We start from the raw sequence: 20,907 nt of genomic DNA, 5'->3' as shown, positions 1-20,907 counted from the left end.
TCGAATCTCGTTCTTCATGGTCTTTGCTGGACTATTCATACCAGCAAGACCACATCTCTGGCTATGCCCAAAACCAAAGGCTATAGCTGTTCCCCCAGTGCAAGATGCAGGGAATTGTTGATGTGGCGCTCAAGAGCCTCTTCGGCTTCGGCAATGTCGGACGAAAGCATGGGGCGCAAAATGGCCAGATGTTCACCTGTGATGCGCTCTGCGTTGAATGGAGTGACTTGAAGGCGAGATTGTACGACCATGTGAATCTTGACCGAATTGACGCGGTAGACATTAGCGATCAGCGCATTTTGCATGCTGCCAATCAAGGCTGCATGGATATCCCAGTCGAGCTTCTGCATAGCATCGGCGTCATCCTGATCGGATTTAGCCTGTATGTTTGCCAGATAGGTTTCATGCTGCTTGATCCACTCTGCAATCGTCTCCTTGGGAATGCGCTTGACCGCAGAGCTGATCGCACTCAATTCCAGAATACGACGCAGCTCATAAGCATCACGCACAAAGGAAACATCAAGAGAGGGCACCATCAGGCCGCGCTTGGGGATGGTTTCAAGAAGGCCGTCAGCTTCTAGGCGCGGAATGGCTTCCCGGATGGAGCCAAGCGTCGAACCGGTCATTTCCATCAGTTCGCGTTGCGACACCAGCGTACCCGGTTTCAGGGCACCCTGATCGAGTAGTTCCACGATACGTTCATAGGCCGCGCGCTTTAGCATTCTCAAGTCCTGTCTCATGCATTGGGCTGCCGGATTGCCGTATCCGGCTTGTTCCCTCAATACGCGCCCCGGTTCGTCAGTGCAACCATGTTGCTCACATCCAACCTATGCGCCAAGAGGGCCCATTCTATTCACAAATTTTCGTAACAGGTCAAAGTTGTGATTGCTAACATGTTACATACATGTTAATACACCAAGTCAGCATCAGGCGCAAGGAGGCGCCGTTGCTTCGGAGGAATTAGGAGGACTTATGAAACGTTCAGTTAAATTGCTGGCCGGTGTCGCCGCAGTAGCCCTTTCAGCCATGGTTTCCATGTCAGCACAGGCCGAAACCCTGCGTTTTGCCACAACCCTGCCAGAAGCAGATAACCCAGAAACCCACGCCATGAAGGCGTTTGAGCAATATGTCGAGTTCCACACCAATGGCGACATTGATGTGCAGCTGCTTCATGGTGGTGTCGGTGGCGACCGTGAAATTCTGGAAAGCGTTCGCAACGGCATCTTCCAGATGACCGCAACAACCGATGGGGCTCTTGCCTCTTTCTATCCGGGTGTGCAGGTCTTCTCGATGCCATATCTGTTCCGCTCGACCCGCCATGCTGTGGAATTCATGAATAACGCACCTGTCATGGATGACTTTGTGGCTGACGTGGAAAAAGAAGCCGGTCTTCGCATTGTTGGCTTTGCGGCTGATGGCTTCCGTAATTTTGTGAACAACAAGCACCCGATCAAGACCCCTGCAGATGTGGAAGGCCTCAAGCTGCGTTCCATGGAAAGCCCCGTCATGATCGCGCTGATGAAAAGCCTCGGCGCTGCGCCAACGCCAATTCCGTTCCCGGAAAGCGCCATGGCGATCCGCCAAGGTGTTGTTGACGGCGGCGAAAACCCACCATCCACCGTTATCAATGGCGGCTGGGCCGAAGTTATCAAATATATGTCTCTGGATGAGCACATCTTCTCTGCCGTGTTTGCCTATGCCAATCCGGCTTTCCTTGATGGCTTGAGCGAGCAGAATCGCGCAGCGGTTCTGGATGGCGTGAATCTTTACACCACCATCATGCTGGCTGGTAAAGGGCAGGGCTACCTCTCCGACACCCAGAAGATCAGCGATATGGGCGTTGAGGTTTATGTGAACTCGCCTGACGAGAAAAAAGCATTCGGTGAAAAGGCCCAGAAGCCGGTACGCGAGTTCCTGTCTGAAGAACTCGGTGCTGTCTATGTGGATGGTTTCCTGGCCGCTGTGTCGGATACTGAAGCCAAACTCTACGGCGAATAAGTCTTTTTCGCTGTAACCAATGCGCCTGCCGGCTCCGAGCCTCCCTTTCACATCCCTCTATGGGAGCCGGCAGGCCTTATCCGAATGGAATTTTCTTATGGCATCTTCTCTGACACAGAGTTATCTGCGTTGGACAGCCAAGCTGTCGAACGCTACGGAATATCTGGCGGTGGCGATATTTGCCGGGATTGTATTGGTCAACTTCATGGCTGTGGGGGCGCGCTATGTGCTCGCCGATCCCATTGGCTGGAGTGAAGAAGCCCTGCGCTATGCCATTGTCTGGGCTGTGTATCTGGTGGCTGGTGCCACCTTTCGTCATGGCGAACAGATGATGATCGACCTCATCGTCATCATTCCGTCCGACATGATCAAGCGCATCGCGGCCCTTCTTTCCCTTCTGACCACATTGGTACTGGCTGCAATTGTTGTCGCGCTCGGCATTCCATTTCTTATGGACACGGGGCAGGTTTCCCCCTCCATGCGCCTGCCTATGTGGATCCCCTACGCGTCAGTTGTCATCGGCTACCTGATGATCGCGATCCAAGCGATTGCCGGTTACATCGAGCAGCCTGTGCTTGGCAACAAGGAGCCTGCAAAATGAGCCCGGCAGCAATCTTTTCAACCTTCTTCTTTCTGGTATTGATCGGCTCTCCCATCGCCGTGGCGCTGGGTTTGACGGGTGCTTCTGCCGCCTGGTTTGCGCATCTTCCGATGGTCATCATCCCGACGCGCTTTTTCAGCTCTCTGGACAATTTCTCACTCCTCGCCGCGCCGTTCTATATTTTTGCCGGTGAAGTGATGAACCGGGGTGGCATTACCGAAACGCTGATTACCTTCGCGGCAAAGATCACCCGCTTTGTGTCCGGTGGTGCTGCCTATGCCAATATTCTGGCCTCTGTGCTATTTGCCGGCATCTCGGGCACAGCGATTGCCGATACGGCAGCTCTTGGCAAGATATTTATCAACGGCATGCCCAAGCAGGGCTATACCAAGGAATTCTCTGCCGCTGTTACCGTTGCCAGTTCCATGATCGGACCGATCATTCCCCCTTCGGTGATCATGATCGTCTATGCGTCGGTGGCTCAGGTTTCCATCATCAAGTTGTTTGTCGCTGGCATCGTTCCGGGGTTGATCCTCGGGGGCGCATGCGCCGCCATTGTGCTGATCACCGCTCTGACCAAAGGGTTGCCAAAGGGCGAGATCAAGGCGGTCGACAAATCGGATAAACAGCTGGTGTTCGAAACCGCGCTGGTCTTCTCCATTCCGCTGTTCATCGTTTTCGGTACGCTTTCGGGTGTCTTTACGGCAACCGAGGCAGGCGGCATTGCCTGTGTCTATGCGATGGTTCTGGGGCGGTTTGTTCTCAAGACCCTGTCGGGACGCAACATCCTCGCCTGCATGCGGGCCTCCATGCGGACAACAGCAAGCCTTTATCTGGTGATCGCAGGGGCATCGGTGCTGTCCTACATTCTCACCGTAACCGGCGCCATTTCTTCGGTTCGATCTTTGACTGCGATCTTCTCGGGCGATCCGACAATCTTTCTGTTCTTTGTGCTGGGCATTCTGATTGTTGCAGGCTTCTTCCTTGAGCCGGGCGTTCAGGTACTGCTGCTGGCGCCGATCTTCTTGCCGATCTCCCGCAGCCTGGGCATCGACGAAATGCAATTCGCCATGGTCTTCCTGCTTTCGGGCACCCTGAGCCTGATGACCCCTCCTGTCGGCATCTGCCTCTTCGTGGCCGCGCAAATAGGCGAGATAAGCATCGGGCGCATGTTCAAGGCGATCATGCCCTTCCTGATCGCCCAGATCATCGCAATCTCTCTTCTCATCATTTGGCCGGATCTTGTCACGTTCCTGCCCAACATGGTCAACTAGCAATGACAAAGCAAAAAATCCTCGTTCTGACGGAACAGTTCACCAATGAATGCCCTCTGTTCGATCCTCTGCGTGATGCGGGATATGACGTGGTCGTGAACGAAACTGGACGTCTCCCCGACGAACCGACCCTTAAGGAAATGCTCTCCAGCGGTGTGGTGGCCACCATTGCCGGAGGCGAACCCTATACCCCTGACGTGATCGCTTCAGCCAAGGATCTCAAGATGATTGCGCGTTGGGGCGTCGGATATGACAAGGTCAATGTCCCCGCAGCGACCGAGCATGGCATCCCCCTTGCCATGGCTTTTGGTCAGAACCACGAGAGCGTGGCCGAATATGCGCATGCAATGGCTCTGTCTCTTGCCTGCGGTATCGGGCGCCGCGATGCCATGGTGCATGGCGGTACATGGATGTTTGATGGTTTCCATCCCGGTCTTTGGGAGCGCACCGCTGGTCTCATTGGCCTTGGCCGCATTGGTGGAGCCATGGCACGACGCCTCAATGGGCAATCCATGCGGGTTCTGGTCTATGATCCATATGTGACCGAAGAACAGGCCGAAGCTGCTGGTGTCGAGAAATGTGATCTCGATACGCTTCTGGCCGAGAGTGATCTCATTTCGGTCCATGCTCCCTCAACCCCAGAGACGCGCCACACGCTGAATGCTGAAACCTTCGCCAAGATGAAGGATGGCGTCATTGTCATCAACACCTCGCGCGGGCCGCTGATTGACGAGGCCGCTCTGGTCGATGCGATCAAATCCGGCAAGGTCTATGGTGCTGGTCTGGACGTGTTCGAGACCGAGCCTCTGCCGGCCGATAGCCCGTTGCGCAGCTGTGACAATGTCATTCTCAGCCCGCATGTGTCCGGTATGGACAAGATGGCCGAGAAGCGAGTGACCCTGCGCTGCGTCTATAACATTCTGGCTTGGCTCAACGGCGATCCCAAAGAGCTTCTGCCCTATGTGGTCAATCCCGAAACGCTGAAAATCTGAACGGCAAATCCCGAAAGTCTAATAAGAGGAATATAACAATGACCAAAGAAATCTCGGGCATCATCCCCGTTGTATTGACGCCGTTCACCGACGACAACAAAATCGACTGGGCTGGCTATGAGCGCCTGATCGAGTGGTATCTGGAAAATGGCGCAACAGCGCTGTTTGCGGTCTGCCAGTCGTCCGAAATGCTGTTCCTGAGCGTTGAAGAACGCGCCGAGTTGGCTCGCTTCACGGTCAAAAAGGTGGCCGGGCGTGTGCCTGTCATGGCATCGGGTCATATTTCCGATTCTCTGGAAGATCAGAAAACCGAGCTAGGCGCCATGGTTGATACCGGTGTTGACGCCATTGTTCTGGTGACCAACCGCCTTGATCCGGACCAGAAAGGTGCAGATGCCTTCCGCACCAATCTTGATGCGCTTCTTGACTTCCTGCCGGACGATCTGCCTTTGGGCCTTTATGAATGTCCCGCTCCCTATCGCCGCCTGATGAGCGACGATGAAGTGACCTATTGCGCCAAATCGGGCCGCTTTGTCATCGTCAAGGATGTCTCTTGCGATCTGGAAACGGTCAAGCGCCGCGTGGAACTGGTCAAGGGCACGCCGATGAAAATCTGCAACGCCAACGCCGCCATCGCGACGCCAGCCATGCAGGCGGGCTCGGCAGGCTTCTGCGGCGTCTTTACCAACATCCATCCCGATCTCTATCGCTGGGTGATGGACCATGGCGCAGAGCATCCTGAGCTGTGCGAAGAACTCTCCGTCTTCCTCGTTCTCGCAGCCACGGTTGAGCCGATGGGCTATCCGAAAATGGCCAAGCTCTATCATCAGCGTATGGGCACATTCTCCAGCATTCACAGTCGCGTGGTTCCCTTCGATATCGAAGAGAAATTCTGGGCTCTGGGGGCTATCATCGACCGCATCGAGCAGGGCACGGATCTGTATCGCAAGAAAATCGCGGCTCTGGGAGAATAGCATCCATGTCGATCACGGTATTCGGATCTGTCAATCTGGATCTGACGGTATCTGTTGAGCAGATGCCGGAACCGGGCGTAACCAGCCATGCCACCGGCTTCCTCAAGGGGCTCGGTGGCAAAGGGGCCAACCAGGCGGTTGCAGCCACCAGACTGGCCAAGGGGCCGGTGCGCTTTGTGGCCGCCATCGGTGCCGATGCTTTTGGCGATAGTCTGAAGGCCAGCCTGGACGGACTTGGTGTTGATACCAGAGATCTGGTCACGATGCCGGAGCATGATTCCGGTATCGCCCTTATCCATGTCGATGCCTCATCTCAAAATACGATCACGGTCGTTGGCGGGGCCAATATGGCATGGCCAGCTGAGGGACCTGATGCGTGCTGCTTTGATAAGTGCAAGGTAGCCTTGTTCCAATTGGAAACGCCGCAGGACACCACCATTGCAGCCATGCGCAAGGCACGCGCAGCCGGAGCGACGGTCATTCTGGATCCCGCACCGATCGCCACTTCCGGCATGGATGCCCTGTTGGCCGAGGCGGATATCATTACCCCAAATGAAACCGAAGCGGCCGGCCTTTCGGGCACCAAGCCAACCAATCTGGAAGAAGCGCGGGAGGTTGCCCGCAGTCTTTGCGCACGCGGTCCTCGAACCGTTGTCGTCAAGCTCGGCGCCAAAGGGCTGGCCTATGCCAGTAGTGACGGGCAGGGCGGCATAATGGAGCCCTTTAAGGTCAAGGCGATAGATACCGTGGCGGCGGGAGACAGCTTTAACGGTGCCTTGGCTGTAGCCCTTTCAGAAGGCATGCCCCTTGAGGCTGCTCTGCGCTTTGCCTCAGCAGCAGGGGCGCTGGCGACTACGAAAAAGGGAGCCAGCGAAGCGGTTCCCGATCGCGCCGCAGTGGATGGCTTGATTTCGAACGCTTGAAATGAACTCTACAAGAGAAAAGACAGCTAAAGGGCTGGGCTTGCAGATGCAGGCTCTGCCCTTTGCGCATTCAGGACTCGCCGCCGGTCCCTTCGGCTCGCTATCACGACAATGTGAATGGGCCGGTGCAAAATTTGGCTCATATGCGCGCAAATGAGGTTAATAGGGAACCATTACCGTCGTGGCGCGTTCCCTTCAAACTGGAAAAAAGCCGGGTTTTGTGGTAAAATGTTCCCTCATAATAACGGGTTGAATTTGGCTGATCCCGGTGCGCTGTACCACAAATCCGCTTTTCAAAGGTGGCCTGTGGGAAGCCTGATTGTCTCGAGACTATGAGACAGTTTCATTCGTTAATCGCCTCGGTGTCGGGCATGGCAAACCAACAAAGCAAGCGGGGACAAGGATATGAAATTACGTAGAACAATCGTGGCTTCGGCTATTGCACTGTGTATGGGAATTACCGGTTTGCCTCTGGGCAATGTCAACGCATCACTGGGCGTGGTTGGTGTTTCCGAAGCGCAAGCCCAACCGGCTCCGAGATGGCGGAAAAAACCAATTCGTCGCAGACCGCCAGTTCGACGTAGAAGCAACAGCAACAATGTGGGCGCTGGAGTCGCAGGGGCGATCATCGGACTGGCCGTCGGTGCCATTGCAGCAGATGCTGCACGCAAGAATTCCAATCGCTACCGTGCGCCGGAATGGTGCAACGTGCGTGCCTGCTCAAGCCGCTACAGAAGCTTCCGGGCCTATGACTGCACCTTCCAGCCTTATAACGGCCCACGCAGATATTGCCGCATGTAGGGCATTGGACGCATGAAGGGACGATGCGAACGCGCCTCTTGATGGTCATTGTTACGAGCCGATCATCCGGGATACCGGGTGGTCGGCTTTTGTGTGCAACTGCTAGCAATTTCTTGTGACCAAACCATGCTAGCGCAGCAATTTTCTGGCTTGGAGAGGATCAAAAGGTGTTTCTTGTGGTAAGACAAAATTCGGTTTATAGGGTTGGTCCCGTCAACTATTTGATACTTTAAGTAGTTGTACCTATTGGGAAATCTTTGAAACTATTTTCGATCCATGTGACGATACGCTATCAGCACATATCTGCCATGCAATTAAATTCATCATTGCGAATCCAGCGATTTAAAGGAACTATTAGAGCTGTTCTAATTTTGATTGCACTGCACAAAAATGATAATCTGTGTATCTGATCTGCGTTTGAGGAATAGGTCGTCATCTGGACGTGCATTCCACGCAAGTGATATACCAATGTCTAGTTCTAGAATGAAGTGATGTAGAGAGTTCATGACCGTCCCTCCCTCCGCACTCCAGCAACCGATCACAAAGCTCACGTCTCTGACTTTCGATGAGCTTATGATTGGTCAGTGTGCCAGCGTAACCCGAAGCCTGACACAAACAGATATGAATCTGTTTGCGACGGTCTCTGGCAACGTGGATCCTCTTCATTTTCCTGAAGGGGCGGATAATGCTGTCTTCTCGCAGCCGGTTGGTCATGGCATGTGGGCTGGCGCTATTTTTTCCGGCTTGCTCGGCTCGCATCTGCCCGGACCGGGCACCATCTATCGCAAGCAGAATTTGAAATTCCGCGCCCCCATTCCTCTGGGGGCCTGCGTTACGGCTTCGGTTTCCGTGGTCTCCAAAAGAACCACGCCCAAGGGCCACAAGCTGGTAAACTTTGATTGCCGGATGACGGATCAAGAGGGCACAGTGCTGGTGGAAGGCACAGCAGAAGTCATTCCGCCACGCACCCATTCCGATCAACCCGGGCACAGTTTGCCGGATTTTCAATTTATCACGCATGACCAGTTGACACCCCTGTCAGACCAGTGCGCGAATTATGACCCTCTGCCTACTGCAATTATCTACCCCTGCGATGCCCTGTCCCTGCAAAGTGCGTGTGACAGTGCAAAAATGGGGTTGATTGATCCGGTTCTGGTCGGGCCGCAGTCTGTCATTGAGGCGCTTTCCCGTGATCTGGAGCTTGATATATCAGCCTTCCGCCTTGTGGATGCGCGCCATGAAAAGGACGCTGCGCTCAAGGGTGTTGCTCTGGCAAAAGCCGGTGAAGTGGGCGCCGTGATGAAGGGCTCCCTGCATACGGATGAACTGATGGCAGCCGTCGTGCGTCGCGATAGTGGTCTGCGTACCTATCACCGCATTAGCCATGTGTTCGTCATGAACGTGCCGACCTATCACAAGCCCTTGCTGATCACCGACGGTGTCGTCAATATTTCTCCCAACGCCGATGACAAGGCGCATATCATTCAAAACGCAGTTGCGCTGGCCCATGTGCTTGGGGTGGAAACACCCAAGGTGGCCATTCTCTCTGCGTTGGAAACCGTAAATCCGAAAATCATTTCCACCGTTGATGCTGCGGTTCTGTGCAAGATGGCAGACCGAGGACAGATCAAGGGTGCCATTCTTGACGGTCCCTTGGCCTTCGACAATGCCATTTCGAAGGACGCAGCAATGACCAAGGGCATCAAATCAGAGGTTGCTGGTGATCCGGACATTCTTCTGGCTCCGGATCTTGCATCCGCAAATATGCTGGTCAAGCAGCTTTCATTTCTGGCCCATGCCAATGCCGCCGGTATTGTTTTGGGGGCTGCTGTTCCGGTTATCCTGACCAGTCGTGCTGACAGTTTGTCGGCGCGCCTTGCTTCATGTGCTCTGGCTGTTCTGTTGTCAAACAGATAGTCGGGCCTCCTAGTTTGAATAGAAAGAAAAGAACCAATGACAGATATTAAAAAAGGCGCTTTGCTGGTCCTGAATAGTGGATCATCAAGCGTAAAATTCACGGTATTTCAGGTTGGTGACGCTGACCAGAAAATTGCGCTTTATTTCGGTGGTCAGCTCGATGGCATCGGCTCTTCGGCTCACCTCAAGGTGAAAACTGCTGCCAAGGAACTTCTGGCAGACGACTCCTGGGAGCATCTGGATCAGGGCACGGTTCCTGCGATTCTGCCACATCTGTTGGAATGGATCGAAAGCAAGTTGCCTGCAGATCTGCCGCTGATCGGCGCAGGCCATCGCGTGGTTCACGGTGGTGAAACCTTCGACAAGCCAATGCTCATCACAGATGAAATCATCGAAAAGCTGACCAGCCTTGCTCCGCTTGCCCCTCTGCATCAGCCGCAGAATGTTGCTGCCATCAAGGCCTTGGCCGCCAGCCGTCCTGATCTGCCACAGGTTGCCTGCTACGACACCGCTTTCCACCGCACCATTCCGGCCATCAACGGCACCTTCGCCATTCCCAAGGAATATACCGACGCCGGTGTGACCCGCTATGGCTTCCATGGTCTGTCCTACGAATACATCGCCTACAATCTGCGCCAGAACAAACCGGACCTTGCCAAAGGCAAAGTCGTGGTAGCTCACCTTGGCAGCGGCGCGAGCCTTGCAGCCCTGCAGGATGGTGTCAGCATCGACACCTCCATGGGCTTCTCCGCGCTTGATGGCATCCCGATGGGCACCCGTCCGGGCAGCATGGATCCGGGCGTACTCATCTATCTGATGCGTGAGCACAACATGGATGTCGATGATCTGGAGAAGATGCTCTATTACAAATGCGGTATTCTGGGCATTTCCGATATCTCCAACGACATGCGTGACATTGAAGAAAATCAGGAACCGGGAGCCGTTCTGGCTCTGGACATCTTCTGCCAGCGCACAGCCAAGCAGATTGCTTCTCTGGCTGTCTCCCTTGGTGGCATCGACGCTCTGGTCTTCACCGCAGGCATCGGCGAAAACGGCCCGATCATCCGCGACAAAGTCTGTGCCGATCTGGCCTTCATGGGCATCAAGCTCGACGCTGAGAAAAATGACACGCGCGGTGTGGAACTGATTTCTACAGAAGAATCTGTTCCAGTCATGGTTATTCCGACCGACGAGGAATTCATGATCGCGCAGCATGCCGTGAACATCCTGTCTGCGTAAACCAGACAAACAGACATAAGATGCAAACCGGCTTCAGGAAACTGGAGCCGGTTTCTTTTTGGCCGATATGTGCCTTTGTGGCAGGCTCTTTTGTCGAGGATGCGGATAAAGAGTTGCAAGCCAGCTGGCCGATACGCTAAGCACAAAGCCTCAACATCAGGTGGTTGCGCCCAGCCGGGGCCAAGCGCTGAGCCGCCGCAGGAAGAAAGAAAAAGTCTTGAAACGCGTCTTCATTACGGGCACCGCCGGCTTCATCGGTTTTCATCTCGCCAATTTGCTCCTTGCCGAGGGGTTTGCTGTGCATGGCTATGATGCCATGACCGACTATTACGACGTGAGACTGAAAGAGCGTCGCCACGCCATGTTGCAGCAGAATGAGCATTTTCAGGCAACCATCGGCATGCTGGAAGATGCTGACCTGCTCAATCGGGTTATGGAGGATTTCCGGCCCGATGTGATCGTGCATCTGGCCGGTCAGGCTGGCGTGCGCTACAGCATGGAAAATCCACGCTCCTATCTGGAATCCAATATTGTCGGTAGCTTCAATATTCTTGAAGCCGCCAACCAGCTCAAGGTCGAGCATCTGCTGATGGCTTCCACCTCGTCGGTCTATGGCGCCAACGAGGTTCAGCCTTTCCGCGAAACAGACAAGGTGGATCTTCAGGTTTCCTTCTATGCGGCTACAAAGAAGTCCTGCGAGAGCATGGCCCATTCCTATGCCCATCTGTGGGGGCTGCCGGTGACCATGTTCCGTTTCTTCACGGTCTATGGTCCGTGGGGACGGCCAGACATGGCGCTGTTCAAATTCACCGATGCCATTCTCGATGGTCGCCCGATTGACATCTATAACAATGGCGAAATGTATCGCGACTTCACCTATATCGACGATCTGGTGCGCGCCATTCACCTACTGATTGAGGCGGTGCCTGAGCGCCCTGAAGACGGACAGGTGGACGAAGGGGACAGTCTGTCTCCTGTTGCCCCTTATCGCGTGGTCAATATCGGCAACTCCAATAAAGTACGCCTGCTTGATTTTGTCGATGCCATCGAAGCGGAATTGGGCATCAAGGCCGAGCGTAACTATCTACCCATGCAGAAGGGCGATGTCTATGAGACTTACGCCAACTGCGATCTGCTTAAATCATTGACCGATTATGCGCCAAAAACCGATATTCGCGCTGGCGTTGGCAAATTCATACACTGGTTCCGCGATTATTACGACAAGTGATGGCCCGTGAGAGCATAGCGCGGCTGTGTAATTGGCAAAGCTTGGCATCGGCTCTTGAGCAAAATCGGGAGTATGAAGCCATTTCTGCTGCCTTTTTGCAGCCTGCGTCATGATGACTGCTGCAAAAAGATAACTTGTTCCCGCCCTTTACGGTTCCTATTTTTTGCTTGAAATTCAAAAAAATGTCATCTTTAGCGGTGACATTTTGCCTTCAAGATCAAAGAGACCAAAGGGGTTTACACTATGGCAGCCAAGAGTTTTCTCAGTGACATGCTTCAACGCATTGCAAACGCAGGCCCCTTCCTGTCGTCCAAGGCGGCTATGACACCGGATCATCTGATCCCGCTTTGCAAGGAACTGGTCGGCGACAAGGGCGAAGCCTCGGGGCTGAAAAATGCTCTCAAGATTCTTGAGATCTATGAAGCAGCCTCTGAAGAAGAGCGCCACAGTTTCTTCGTCAAGGTCGCAGAAGAATTCGGCGTTGATCATGATGCGCTGGCAAAGGCCGTCTCTCAATGGGAACCGGGAGATCACGCAGCCGCTCGTGAGCTCTATTTTGCTGCCGAGCCCAAAAGTCAGGAACTTATCCGCCGCCTCAATCGCGTGCCCGGCTCAACGGCACGTCTTGTGAATATGCGCGCTGATTTGTTGAGTTATGTAAAGGCCGAGCCAGAACTCAAGAGCCTGGATCATGATTTTCAGCATCTGTTTTCCGCATGGTTCAACCGTGGTTTCCTCGAAATCGAGCGGATCGACTGGTCCACGTCAGCTGAAATTCTGGAAAAGATCATCGCCTATGAAGCGGTACACCGTATTCATGGCTGGGATGACCTGCGCCAGCGTGTGGCCGATCCGGACCGCCGTCTGTTTGCCTTCTTTCATCCGGCGATGCCAACAGATCCGCTGATCTTTGTGGAAGTGGCTCTGACGCGTGAAATTCCCAAATCCATCGCCTCCATTTTGGAGCAGGAAAGGGAGCATATTGAACCGGGTGCAGCCAATGCCGCGATTTTCTATTCTATCTCCAACTGTCAGGTTGGCTTGCGCGGCATTTCTTTTGGCAACTTCCTGATCAAGCAGGTTGTCGCCGAGCTGCAGAAGGAATTCCCGGCTCTGCACACCTTTGTCACCCTGTCTCCGGTGCCCGGCTTCCGCCGTTGGGTCAAGAGTGCCATTGAAAATGAGGATCCGCTTCTCAAGCCTGAGGAACGCGCGGTTCTGGAACAGCTTGGCGATGATGAGCTGCCAGCGGATGATTTCGTCCAGCGTCTGGCTGCACGGTATCTGGTCAATGCCCGCAGCAAGAAGGGCACGGCCTATGATCCTGTTGCCAACTTCCATCTGGGCAATGGTGCGCTGCTGCATAAGGTTCATGCCAATGCCGACCATTCCGAGCGCGGCAGAAGCATCAGCTGGGGCGTGATGGTCAACTATCTCTATGACGAGAATAAAATTGAAGAGCACCATCAGGCCTATGCAACGGACGGAACGGTTGCTGCGTCCTCCGAAGTCAAGTCTCTGGCCAATGCCAAAGTCAAGTTGGCCCCGGTCGCTGCAGCCAAGGCTGCCACGCCTCCTAAAGCAGAAACCGCTTGAGTCTGCTGAGGCTTATTCATCAAATAAGACACCCGGCAAGCTTTCGCGTGCCGGGTTTTTATTTTTTCTGAATGCAACCAGAACAATACTGATATTGTATCATTATTTTCTTGCATCAGAAAGTCGATTGAAGACTTTAGGTGAATGCTCTTATTCTATTGCAGTAATGTATTGTAAATTAGCATACATATTTCTTTTTCTTCTTAACCAACTGTCCACTATATCTGCCTACCCTATCAAAAAAAAGGCCCTGCACTTATGGATCTAAGGCGCTCGCCTTTTCGTCCCAACAGGCTCAGGGCTTTGATTGCATCGCATGATAAGAGCTGATGCCATTCTGTTGAGGTTGAGTGTTGCTGGTGCAACAGAAGGGGAGACATGATGCGTTTTACCATTGCTAAACGGCTGTATTTGCTAGTGGGCCTGTTTTTTGTCGGCCTTTCTGTGCTGACTATCACGATGGACTTCAGCTTCCGCGGCGAGCTTTCAGAACAGAAAGCGGCAGAACTAGAGAGCCTTGTTGATGCCGCGGTCAATGTGGCCGAGTCGAAATATGAGTCCTTCAAGGCAGGAGACCTCAGCGAAGCAGAAGCTCAGGCTGCAGCTGCCAAGGCAATTGAGGCGATGCGTTACCGTGGCAAGGAGTATTTCTGGATCAATGACATGAAGAACGTCATTGTGATGCATGCGGCCAAGCCGGAACTGGTCGGTAAGGATCTCTCAAGCCTCAAGGATGCCAATGACGTCGCCATCTTCCCCACATTCGTGAAAACCGTACAAGCTGAGGGCGCTGGTTTTGTAGGCTATATGTGGCCCAAGGCTGGCTCTGATACGGCTGTCGACAAGCTTTCCTACGTGAAGGGCTTTGCACCTTGGGGCTGGGTCATCGGCACTGGCGTCTATATGGATGACCTGCAGGCGATCCTCTGGACCAATACAAAGATCATGTTCGGCCTTGGGGGGCTCGTGCTGTTGATCTGCTTTCTGGCCGCGTGGTTTACTCTTCGCTCCATCATAACGCCAATGGAGTCGTTGAAAAGGGCCATGTTGTCGCTGGCTTCAAACCAAACGGTTACCGAGATTCCGGCAGAAGGGCGAAGCGATGAGTTGGGCGAAATGGCCGAAGCGGTCAAGACATTCCGCGATATGGGGGCCGAACGCAGACAGCTGGCCATGCAGCAGGAGAAGGATCAGGCGGCACAGGCCGAGCGTCAGGCCCGCATTGACCAGTTGATTGCGTCCTTCCGTCAGGAAGCCAGCCAGGAGCTGCATGTGGTGTCCGAGCAGATGCAACGCCTTCAGGCGACGGCCAACAATCTGGCAGATCTGTCGCAATCCTCAGCCACCCGCTCCCATCAGGCACAGGATGCAGCAACCCTGGCTTCCTCGAATGTGCAGACCGTGGCTGCGGCCAGTGAGGAATTTTCTGCTTCCATCGGTGAAATTGCCCGACAGGTTGATCAGGCGACCAGCGCTGTCAACACGGCGATGATCACGACTGGAGCTGCCAATGATCGCGTTGGCAGTCTGGCAGAGGCCGCCCAGCAGATTGGAGATGTTGTCAGCCTCATTCGCGATATTGCCGAACAAACCAACCTGCTGGCGCTGAATGCCACCATCGAGGCGGCCCGTGCTGGGGAAATGGGTAAGGGCTTTGCCGTCGTGGCAGCCGAAGTGAAAGAACTGGCCAATCAGACCAGCAAGGCAACCGAGCAGATCTCTGCCCAGATCAACGCCATTCAGGGCGAAACGCAGGAAGCGGTGCAGTCCATCGAGGAAATCGGCACGACGATCGAGCAGGTCAACAGCTTCACCGCGTCGATCTCCGAAGCCGTCCAGCAGCAGAATCTGGCGACCAACGAAATCGCCAACTCTATTCAGGAAGCTGCCAGAGGCACAACGGCTCTCAGTCAGGATATCAGCGTTGTGTCAGGCGCGGTGGGCCAGACAAACAGTGCGGTGGATGAAGTCAATACCGTGTCCAGAGATGTGAATGCCTGTGCAGACGGGCTGGCCAACACGGTGGACCAGTTCCTGCTCAAGGTATCAAAAGCATAGAGGCTTGGGGCGGCTGCGTTGGCTTTGGTACGCGCTGTACTGGTACTATGTGCATAGAAAAGCAAAGGGCGGGGTTTCCGCCCTTTTTCTTGCGTGTCTCCCTGCCAGTCGCTATAGAAGAGCCCCAGATACGGTGTTTGATCCGGTACTCCAGACAGATAACGCTCAAGGATGATTATGGCACAGCGGCGCGGCGGACAGTCTTCCAGACAGGGAAACCCCAAAGGCGGGGCAAAAGCAGGCTCAGGCGGCAAACGCGGCGCTACGGGTGCTCCGCGCGGCAAGGACGAGCGCGGCGGACGCAGCAACTTTTCAGGCCGCAAACCCGAGTTCAAACCGGGCCGTATTGTCAAACATGGCGACCAGGACAAATCCCAGTCGAAAACTGCTTCCAAGTCTCAGAGCCAAACACAGGCGAAAACGCAGCATGAAGCGCGTGAACCCTTTGTGCTGCCGCCACGCCCTCAGGGCCCTCAGCCACGCAGGGCACCCTTCGCGCTGATGGTGACCAAGCCTTGGCAAGACTATGCACTGCTGGATATGGGCCACGGTCGCAAGTTGGAACGCTATGGCCCTTACACCATCGTGCGCCCCGAGCCGCAGGCCATGGGCAGTCCACGCCTGAGGGCGGATATTTGGGAAGCTGCCGATGCATTTTTCACCGGCGATCTGGAAGAAGAAGGTCCGGGCCGCTGGCGCTATCCTTCTCCGCTGGGAGAAACCTGGGAAACCAGCTGGGACGATATCCGCTTTTACGGACGCTTCACGGCCTTTCGCCATGTGGGCTTCTTCCCTGAGCAGGCCGCTCATTGGGCCTGGATGGACAAGCAGATTCGCTCCGCCTATCTGGGACGTGCACCGCGAGTGCTCAACCTGTTTGGCTATTCCGGCGTTGCCTCGCTGGTTGCGGCCCGTGCTGGCGCCGAAGTGACCCATGTGGATGCCTCAAAGAAGGCCGTGGGCTACGGCAAGGAAAACCAGATGCTTGCCGGTCTTGATGACAAGCCCATCCGCTGGATTGTCGATGACGCCATGAAATTCGTTCAGCGCGAGATCCGTCGCGGCAATGTCTATGACGGCATTCTGCTCGATCCGCCCAAATTCGGGCGCGGGCCCAAGGGCGAGGTCTGGCAATTGTTTGAAATGCTGCCCGAGATGCTGGATGCCTGCCGTCAGATCCTTTCGAAAGAAGCGCTCTTCTATACGCTCACTTGCTACGCCATGCGCGCTTCCTACGCGGCCTTTGACGAGTTGATGATCGAAGTGATGACCGGGCAGGGTGGGATCGTTGAATCCGGCGAGTTGATGATTGCCGAGGAGGGCGGAGCCCGCACGCTCAACACCTCACTTTATACCCGCTGGCGACCACTCACCAAAGAAGAGGAGGCGGACCAATGACAGAATTGGAAAGCCGCGCGACCAAAAAAGGTCTGATCAAGGAAATCACAGCCGTTTCCAACCAGCATATCAAGGATATTCGCGCCCTTGAGCGGCGCAAGGTGCGCAATCAGACCGGCCAGTTCATGGCCGAAGGGTTGCAGCTGGTGGCCTTCGCGCTGGAAGCGGGCTGGGATGCGGACATTCTGGTCTATGCCAAGAATATCAAGAGCCATGAGCTGGTCCAGCAGGTTGCCGCCAAGGTCTATGCCAGGGGCGGGCTCATTTTGGAAGTCTCCGAGCAGGTGCTCTCCAAGCTCACCCATCGTGATAACCCCCAGCATGTAATCGGCGTCTTTCGCCAACGTTATGGCAAACTCACCGATCTGGCTTCTGACCTTGAAGCTGCCGGAGGCGATATGGTCGTGGCCATGGAAGGGGTGAAAGATCCGGGCAATCTGGGCACCTCCATCCGTACTTCCGATGCTGTGGGCGCCAGCGCCTTGCTTCTGATTGGAGAGACCACGGACCCCTTTAGTCTTGAAGCCGTGCGGGCCACCATGGGCTCCATTTTCCATGTGCCGCTCTATCGTGCGACACGAGAGGAATTTCTCAGTTGGCGCAAGAGCTGGCCCGGCGACATTGTCGGCACCCATCTGAAAGGTGCGGTAGACTATCGGTCCGTCAAGCCGAAGGATCCCCTGATGGTGATGATGGGCAACGAACAATCGGGCCTGCCTGATGAGTTTGCAGAAAGCTGCGATCATCTGGTCAAGATCCCCATGGATGGAAGGGCCGAGAGCCTCAATCTGGCCGTTTCCACCGGCATCACGCTCTTCCGTTTGCGCGAAGGCAAGCTGGGGCTTTAATTACGTCACAAGGGTTCCTATATGGGCTGGACTGTTGCTCACAAAGGAATCCTCATGACCAAAGCTGTTCATATCGATATTGTCTCGGATGTTGTCTGCCCGTGGTGCGCCATCGGTTACCATCAGTTGCGCACCGCGCTTGATGAACTGGGAATGGACGCCGAAATCCACTGGCAGCCCTTTCAGCTCAATCCGGATATGGGCCCCGAGGGGCAGAATCTGGGCGAACATCTGGGCGAGAAATACGGCATCACACCTGCGCAGAGCCGTCAGAACCGTGATCATATCACCGCAGTCGGTGCCGAGCTTGGTTTTACCTTCCGCTTCACAGATGAGATGCGCATGGTCAACACCCACGATGCGCACCAGCTCATTCACTGGGCGGCCCTTGAGGGGCGCGACACCGAGGTCAAGCAAGCCTTCCAGAAAGCCTATTTCACTGATGGGCTTGATGTGAGCGATCGGGACGTGCTGGTCAAACTGGTCTCCGATCTTGGCTTTGATGCCGATGAGGCACGCGCGATCCTTGAAGATCAGCGCTATGATGGTGCGGTGCTTGAGCAAATGGATTTCTGGCGCCAGCAGGGTATCAACAGCGTGCCCGCTATCATCTTCGAACGTAAATATCTGGTACCCGGTGCGGCAGGTGTAGAGCAGTTCCGTCAGGTGCTCTCCGAAGTCGCCCAGCAACAGGCCTAGAGCAGAACAGCGTGGTGCAGACAATAAAAAGCCCTGCTCAGAGGCAGGGCTTTTTTGATTGATTGCCAATCCGGATGGGGCATTGGCTCAGGCGGCGCGGACCGTTTCCAGAAACTGGCTCATCTGCTCCTGAAGGGTGCGGGCCTGATTGGTCAGGTTCTGCGAGGCCGCCAATACCTGCGTTGCACCACTGCCCGTGCTTGTAGCCGTCTGGGCAACTTCCTGAATGCTGTTGGACACATGGGTTGTACCTGATGAGGCATTGACCACAGCCTGCGCAATTTCGCCCGTTGCATGGCCCTGCTCTTCCACTGCAGACGCGATGGCTCCTGAGGAGCTGCTGATCTCCCCGATAATTTCAGAGATGCTGCCGATGGCATCCACCGCCTGATCCGTGGTGAGCTGGATATGGTTGATTTGCTGGCTGATCTCCTCGGTGGCCTTGGAGGTTTGGTTGGCCAGCTCCTTCACCTCGGCAGCAACGACAGAGAAGCCCTTGCCTGCTTCGCCTGCACGCGCAGCCTCGATGGTGGCGTTGAGCGCCAGGAGGTTGGTCTGTTCGGCAATGCCGGAAATCAGATTGACAATATCACCAATATGGATGGCTGCCTGTTGCAGTTCGCCGACAATGACGCGGGTGTCCTCCGCTTTGCCGGAGCCTTCATTGCTCTGGGATGCGGAATTGTCCACGAGGCGTTTGATGTCGCGGATAGAGGCTTCCAGCTCTTCGGCGGCACTGGCCACATAGGAAACATTGGCCCCGGCCTCTTCTGCCGATGAGGCAACAGACCCTGCCTGCTGGGACGTCTGGTCCGCAGAGCGTTCCAGTTCAGAGGCTGTCTGGTGCAACTGGCTGGCCGAGCTCGACACTTCGCTGACAATGCCGCCCACGGAATGCTCGAACTGGTCGGCAAGCTGCGCCATCATGGCCTTGCGCTCATTCAGTGCATTGTCTTCACGCTCGCGGGCGTCTGCTTCTAGCGTCCGACGCCTGAGCAGGGCCGCGCGCAACAACTCCGAAGAGCGCGCCATTTGCCCGATTGCGTCATTGCGGCTGGTATAGGGGATGCTGATTTCGAGCTTGTCTTTGGCCAGTTCTGCCAGAACCGTCTCGCTGTCACCGATCAGCCTTTGAAGGGCGCGCAGGCCAAAGAAGCTGACGCCAATGGCCGCGAGTAGAATAACAAATGTCCCGATCATGTAGATCAGCAGATTGCTGTGGGCATTGGAAAGCTTGTTGGCTGCTAGCGCGCTGCTGGCTTCGAATGCATCGTGGGTCAATTGCAGGGTGATTTTGTCATGCGCTTGCGCTGCTTCAGTCCAGAGCCCCTTGATTCCCTCGGGCAACTGTTCGTGATGGGCGATGATCTGATTGAAGAAACGCGAGATGTTTTCGCCATCAGGCCCGTTTCGGTAGGCCTTGTAGGCAGCGACGGATGCCGCAGGACCATTATCCTCGAAAATCGGCGCAAAATAGCCTTCCTGCAACTGGCCGCGCAAGATAATCGAAATCTGAGGGACGTTGGCCGCATTGGCTGCGAAAACCGGAGGAACAACACTGCTGATCATATTGTGACTGTCCCGGATCTGCTGGCTTGCAAAATAGGCGAGCAGGGTGTTCGACAGGTCAGCATCGGGAATAAGAGAGGCACCGCGCCGCATCAGCTTGTTGGCCAGAGCTGAAATGGGTTGGAGATATTTGACACCCAGAACGGGCGAATCGTTGCCATTGTCTATCTCTGCACGGAAGGCGGTCACGTTGGAGCGTATGGCGTTCAGCTCACGCTGGATTTCGATGAGGCCCGGATCGGACGAGCCGACCGCATCAAACTGCCCCAGAACTTTGTCATACAAGCTGTCGGTCTCCTGACGCTTCTGGCTGCGCTCGCTCGGAGAAGCGAAGACTTCTCTGGGCAGCCCCTCTGACAGCTGGCCACCCGCATTACCCAAGGCAACCAGATCGGTGGCATATTTCATTTGATGGTAAGTCTCGTAGGATTGATAGGAGAGAAATCCTCCAAGACCGAGGATAGCCAGAACCGGGATAGACACGATCGCGGCAAGCAACCGGTTGAGTAAAAGATGCCTCATCAAACGTTCCTCAAAGTAAATCGAGCGCCTCCTTCATAGAGGACACTTATGGATTTCAAGACCTTTGGATTACACGCTGTGAGCAATCTGTTAATTTGTTATAAATGGCCCAAAACCCTCAAAACCGCAGATTTTGGGCATAAATCGAGAGAGGATGAGGCCTTTTGGGGTGCACTTTTCGATAGGTATTTATGACAGGGTGGAAAGAATGCTCTGACCTAAATGTATGAAAAGCCGAGGAAAATCGGAAGGTAATTTTCCAGATTAAAC

At 54.8% G+C, this 20,907-nt stretch carries 17 protein-coding genes; 15 read left to right on the top strand and 2 right to left on the bottom strand.

Annotated features, from left to right (window positions below; translation table 11 throughout):
• Positions 1-80 precede the first annotated feature (80 nt).
• Positions 81-722 (bottom strand): GntR family transcriptional regulator, encoded by a 642-nt coding sequence (locus ACKPCT_RS16120; protein ID WP_244544588.1) that lies wholly within the window; start codon positions 720-722, stop codon positions 81-83.
• Positions 723-972: 250 nt separating this feature from the next.
• Between ACKPCT_RS16120 and ACKPCT_RS16115 the strand changes: the two genes are divergently transcribed.
• The 15 genes from ACKPCT_RS16115 to ACKPCT_RS16045 all read left to right on the top strand — a co-directional run bounded on the left by ACKPCT_RS16115 (position 973) and on the right by ACKPCT_RS16045 (position 18,546).
• A complete protein-coding gene (locus ACKPCT_RS16115) occupies positions 973-1,998 on the top strand; it encodes a TRAP transporter substrate-binding protein (protein WP_319567395.1) in 1,026 nt (341 codons plus the stop codon).
• Positions 1,999-2,095: 97 nt separating this feature from the next.
• Complete coding sequence (locus ACKPCT_RS16110; protein WP_175527907.1) at positions 2,096-2,599, top strand: TRAP transporter small permease; 504 nt, start codon at positions 2,096-2,098, stop codon at positions 2,597-2,599.
• Entirely contained in the window at positions 2,596-3,873 is a 1,278-nt protein-coding gene (locus tag ACKPCT_RS16105) for a TRAP transporter large permease (protein WP_090069123.1), read from the top strand. Before ACKPCT_RS16110 ends, ACKPCT_RS16105 begins: the two co-directional genes overlap by 4 nt.
• A 2-nt stretch (positions 3,874-3,875) precedes the next feature.
• A complete protein-coding gene (locus ACKPCT_RS16100) occupies positions 3,876-4,865 on the top strand; it encodes a phosphoglycerate dehydrogenase (RefSeq protein WP_090069126.1) in 990 nt (329 codons plus the stop codon).
• A gap of 38 nt (positions 4,866-4,903) precedes the next feature.
• Positions 4,904-5,839, top strand: coding sequence for a dihydrodipicolinate synthase family protein (locus ACKPCT_RS16095; protein ID WP_319567394.1), 936 nt, complete (start codon positions 4,904-4,906; stop codon positions 5,837-5,839).
• A 5-nt stretch (positions 5,840-5,844) separates the two neighbouring features.
• On the top strand, positions 5,845-6,762 hold the full coding sequence (locus ACKPCT_RS16090; RefSeq protein WP_319567393.1) for a ribokinase: 918 nt from the start codon (positions 5,845-5,847) through the stop codon (positions 6,760-6,762).
• 405 nt (positions 6,763-7,167) lie between these two features.
• Positions 7,168-7,563, top strand: a complete 396-nt coding sequence (locus tag ACKPCT_RS16085) for a BA14K family protein (RefSeq protein WP_090069134.1) — start codon at positions 7,168-7,170, stop codon at positions 7,561-7,563.
• A 504-nt stretch (positions 7,564-8,067) separates the two neighbouring features.
• Positions 8,068-9,480, top strand: coding sequence for a bifunctional enoyl-CoA hydratase/phosphate acetyltransferase (locus tag ACKPCT_RS16080; RefSeq protein ID WP_319567392.1), 1,413 nt, complete (start codon positions 8,068-8,070; stop codon positions 9,478-9,480).
• Between the two features lie 36 nt (positions 9,481-9,516).
• Entirely contained in the window at positions 9,517-10,719 is a 1,203-nt protein-coding gene (locus ACKPCT_RS16075; protein ID WP_090069139.1) for an acetate/propionate family kinase, read from the top strand.
• A 217-nt stretch (positions 10,720-10,936) separates the two neighbouring features.
• Positions 10,937-11,947 carry an NAD-dependent epimerase/dehydratase family protein gene (locus ACKPCT_RS16070; RefSeq protein WP_319567391.1) on the top strand — a complete coding sequence of 337 codons (1,011 nt, stop codon included), beginning with the start codon at positions 10,937-10,939 and terminating at the stop codon, positions 11,945-11,947.
• Between the two features lie 243 nt (positions 11,948-12,190).
• The gene (locus tag ACKPCT_RS16065) at positions 12,191-13,543 is read left to right on the top strand and encodes a malonyl-CoA decarboxylase (protein ID WP_090069142.1); all 1,353 of its coding nucleotides are present in this window, start codon (positions 12,191-12,193) and stop codon (positions 13,541-13,543) included.
• A gap of 378 nt (positions 13,544-13,921) precedes the next feature.
• Positions 13,922-15,601, top strand: a complete 1,680-nt coding sequence (locus ACKPCT_RS16060; protein WP_319567390.1) for a methyl-accepting chemotaxis protein — start codon at positions 13,922-13,924, stop codon at positions 15,599-15,601.
• Between the two features lie 171 nt (positions 15,602-15,772).
• Positions 15,773-16,999 carry a class I SAM-dependent methyltransferase gene (locus tag ACKPCT_RS16055; RefSeq protein ID WP_407062697.1) on the top strand — a complete coding sequence of 409 codons (1,227 nt, stop codon included), beginning with the start codon at positions 15,773-15,775 and terminating at the stop codon, positions 16,997-16,999.
• Entirely contained in the window at positions 16,996-17,847 is an 852-nt protein-coding gene (locus tag ACKPCT_RS16050) for a TrmH family RNA methyltransferase (protein ID WP_090069149.1), read from the top strand. The genes ACKPCT_RS16055 and ACKPCT_RS16050 overlap by 4 nt, the downstream gene beginning before the upstream one ends.
• Positions 17,848-17,901: 54 nt before the next feature.
• The gene (locus tag ACKPCT_RS16045) at positions 17,902-18,546 is read left to right on the top strand and encodes a DsbA family oxidoreductase (RefSeq protein WP_090070311.1); all 645 of its coding nucleotides are present in this window, start codon (positions 17,902-17,904) and stop codon (positions 18,544-18,546) included.
• An 87-nt stretch (positions 18,547-18,633) separates the two neighbouring features.
• Here the strand turns inward: ACKPCT_RS16045 and ACKPCT_RS16040 are convergent, their stop codons facing one another.
• On the bottom strand, positions 18,634-20,637 hold the full coding sequence (locus ACKPCT_RS16040; protein ID WP_319567389.1) for a methyl-accepting chemotaxis protein: 2,004 nt from the start codon (positions 20,635-20,637) through the stop codon (positions 18,634-18,636).
• Positions 20,638-20,907: the final 270 nt, after the last annotated feature.

The organism is Cohaesibacter marisflavi, from assembly GCF_963665895.2.
GTDB classification, from domain to species: Bacteria; Pseudomonadota; Alphaproteobacteria; order Rhizobiales; family Cohaesibacteraceae; genus Cohaesibacter; species Cohaesibacter marisflavi.
The sequence above is the reverse complement of the archived record's forward strand: the minus strand, read 5'-3'. Positions and strand labels throughout refer to the sequence as shown.

Excerpts from the sequence above, each read along its gene's own strand:
- ACKPCT_RS16120 (WP_244544588.1), bottom strand. The coding sequence starts at position 722 with ATGCTAAAGCGCGCGGCCTATGAACGTATCGTGGAACTACTCGATCAG.
- ACKPCT_RS16115 (WP_319567395.1), top strand. The coding sequence starts at position 973 with ATGAAACGTTCAGTTAAATTGCTGGCCGGTGTCGCCGCAGTAGCCCTT.
- ACKPCT_RS16110 (WP_175527907.1), top strand. The coding sequence starts at position 2,096 with ATGGCATCTTCTCTGACACAGAGTTATCTGCGTTGGACAGCCAAGCTG.
- ACKPCT_RS16105 (WP_090069123.1), top strand. The coding sequence starts at position 2,596 with ATGAGCCCGGCAGCAATCTTTTCAACCTTCTTCTTTCTGGTATTGATC.
- ACKPCT_RS16100 (WP_090069126.1), top strand. The coding sequence starts at position 3,876 with ATGACAAAGCAAAAAATCCTCGTTCTGACGGAACAGTTCACCAATGAA.
- ACKPCT_RS16095 (WP_319567394.1), top strand. The coding sequence starts at position 4,904 with ATGACCAAAGAAATCTCGGGCATCATCCCCGTTGTATTGACGCCGTTC.
- ACKPCT_RS16090 (WP_319567393.1), top strand. The coding sequence starts at position 5,845 with ATGTCGATCACGGTATTCGGATCTGTCAATCTGGATCTGACGGTATCT.
- ACKPCT_RS16085 (WP_090069134.1), top strand. The coding sequence starts at position 7,168 with ATGAAATTACGTAGAACAATCGTGGCTTCGGCTATTGCACTGTGTATG.
- ACKPCT_RS16080 (WP_319567392.1), top strand. The coding sequence starts at position 8,068 with ATGACCGTCCCTCCCTCCGCACTCCAGCAACCGATCACAAAGCTCACG.
- ACKPCT_RS16075 (WP_090069139.1), top strand. The coding sequence starts at position 9,517 with ATGACAGATATTAAAAAAGGCGCTTTGCTGGTCCTGAATAGTGGATCA.
- ACKPCT_RS16065 (WP_090069142.1), top strand. The coding sequence starts at position 12,191 with ATGGCAGCCAAGAGTTTTCTCAGTGACATGCTTCAACGCATTGCAAAC.
- ACKPCT_RS16060 (WP_319567390.1), top strand. The coding sequence starts at position 13,922 with ATGATGCGTTTTACCATTGCTAAACGGCTGTATTTGCTAGTGGGCCTG.
- ACKPCT_RS16055 (WP_407062697.1), top strand. The coding sequence starts at position 15,773 with ATGATTATGGCACAGCGGCGCGGCGGACAGTCTTCCAGACAGGGAAAC.
- ACKPCT_RS16050 (WP_090069149.1), top strand. The coding sequence starts at position 16,996 with ATGACAGAATTGGAAAGCCGCGCGACCAAAAAAGGTCTGATCAAGGAA.
- ACKPCT_RS16045 (WP_090070311.1), top strand. The coding sequence starts at position 17,902 with ATGACCAAAGCTGTTCATATCGATATTGTCTCGGATGTTGTCTGCCCG.
- ACKPCT_RS16040 (WP_319567389.1), bottom strand. The coding sequence starts at position 20,637 with ATGAGGCATCTTTTACTCAACCGGTTGCTTGCCGCGATCGTGTCTATC.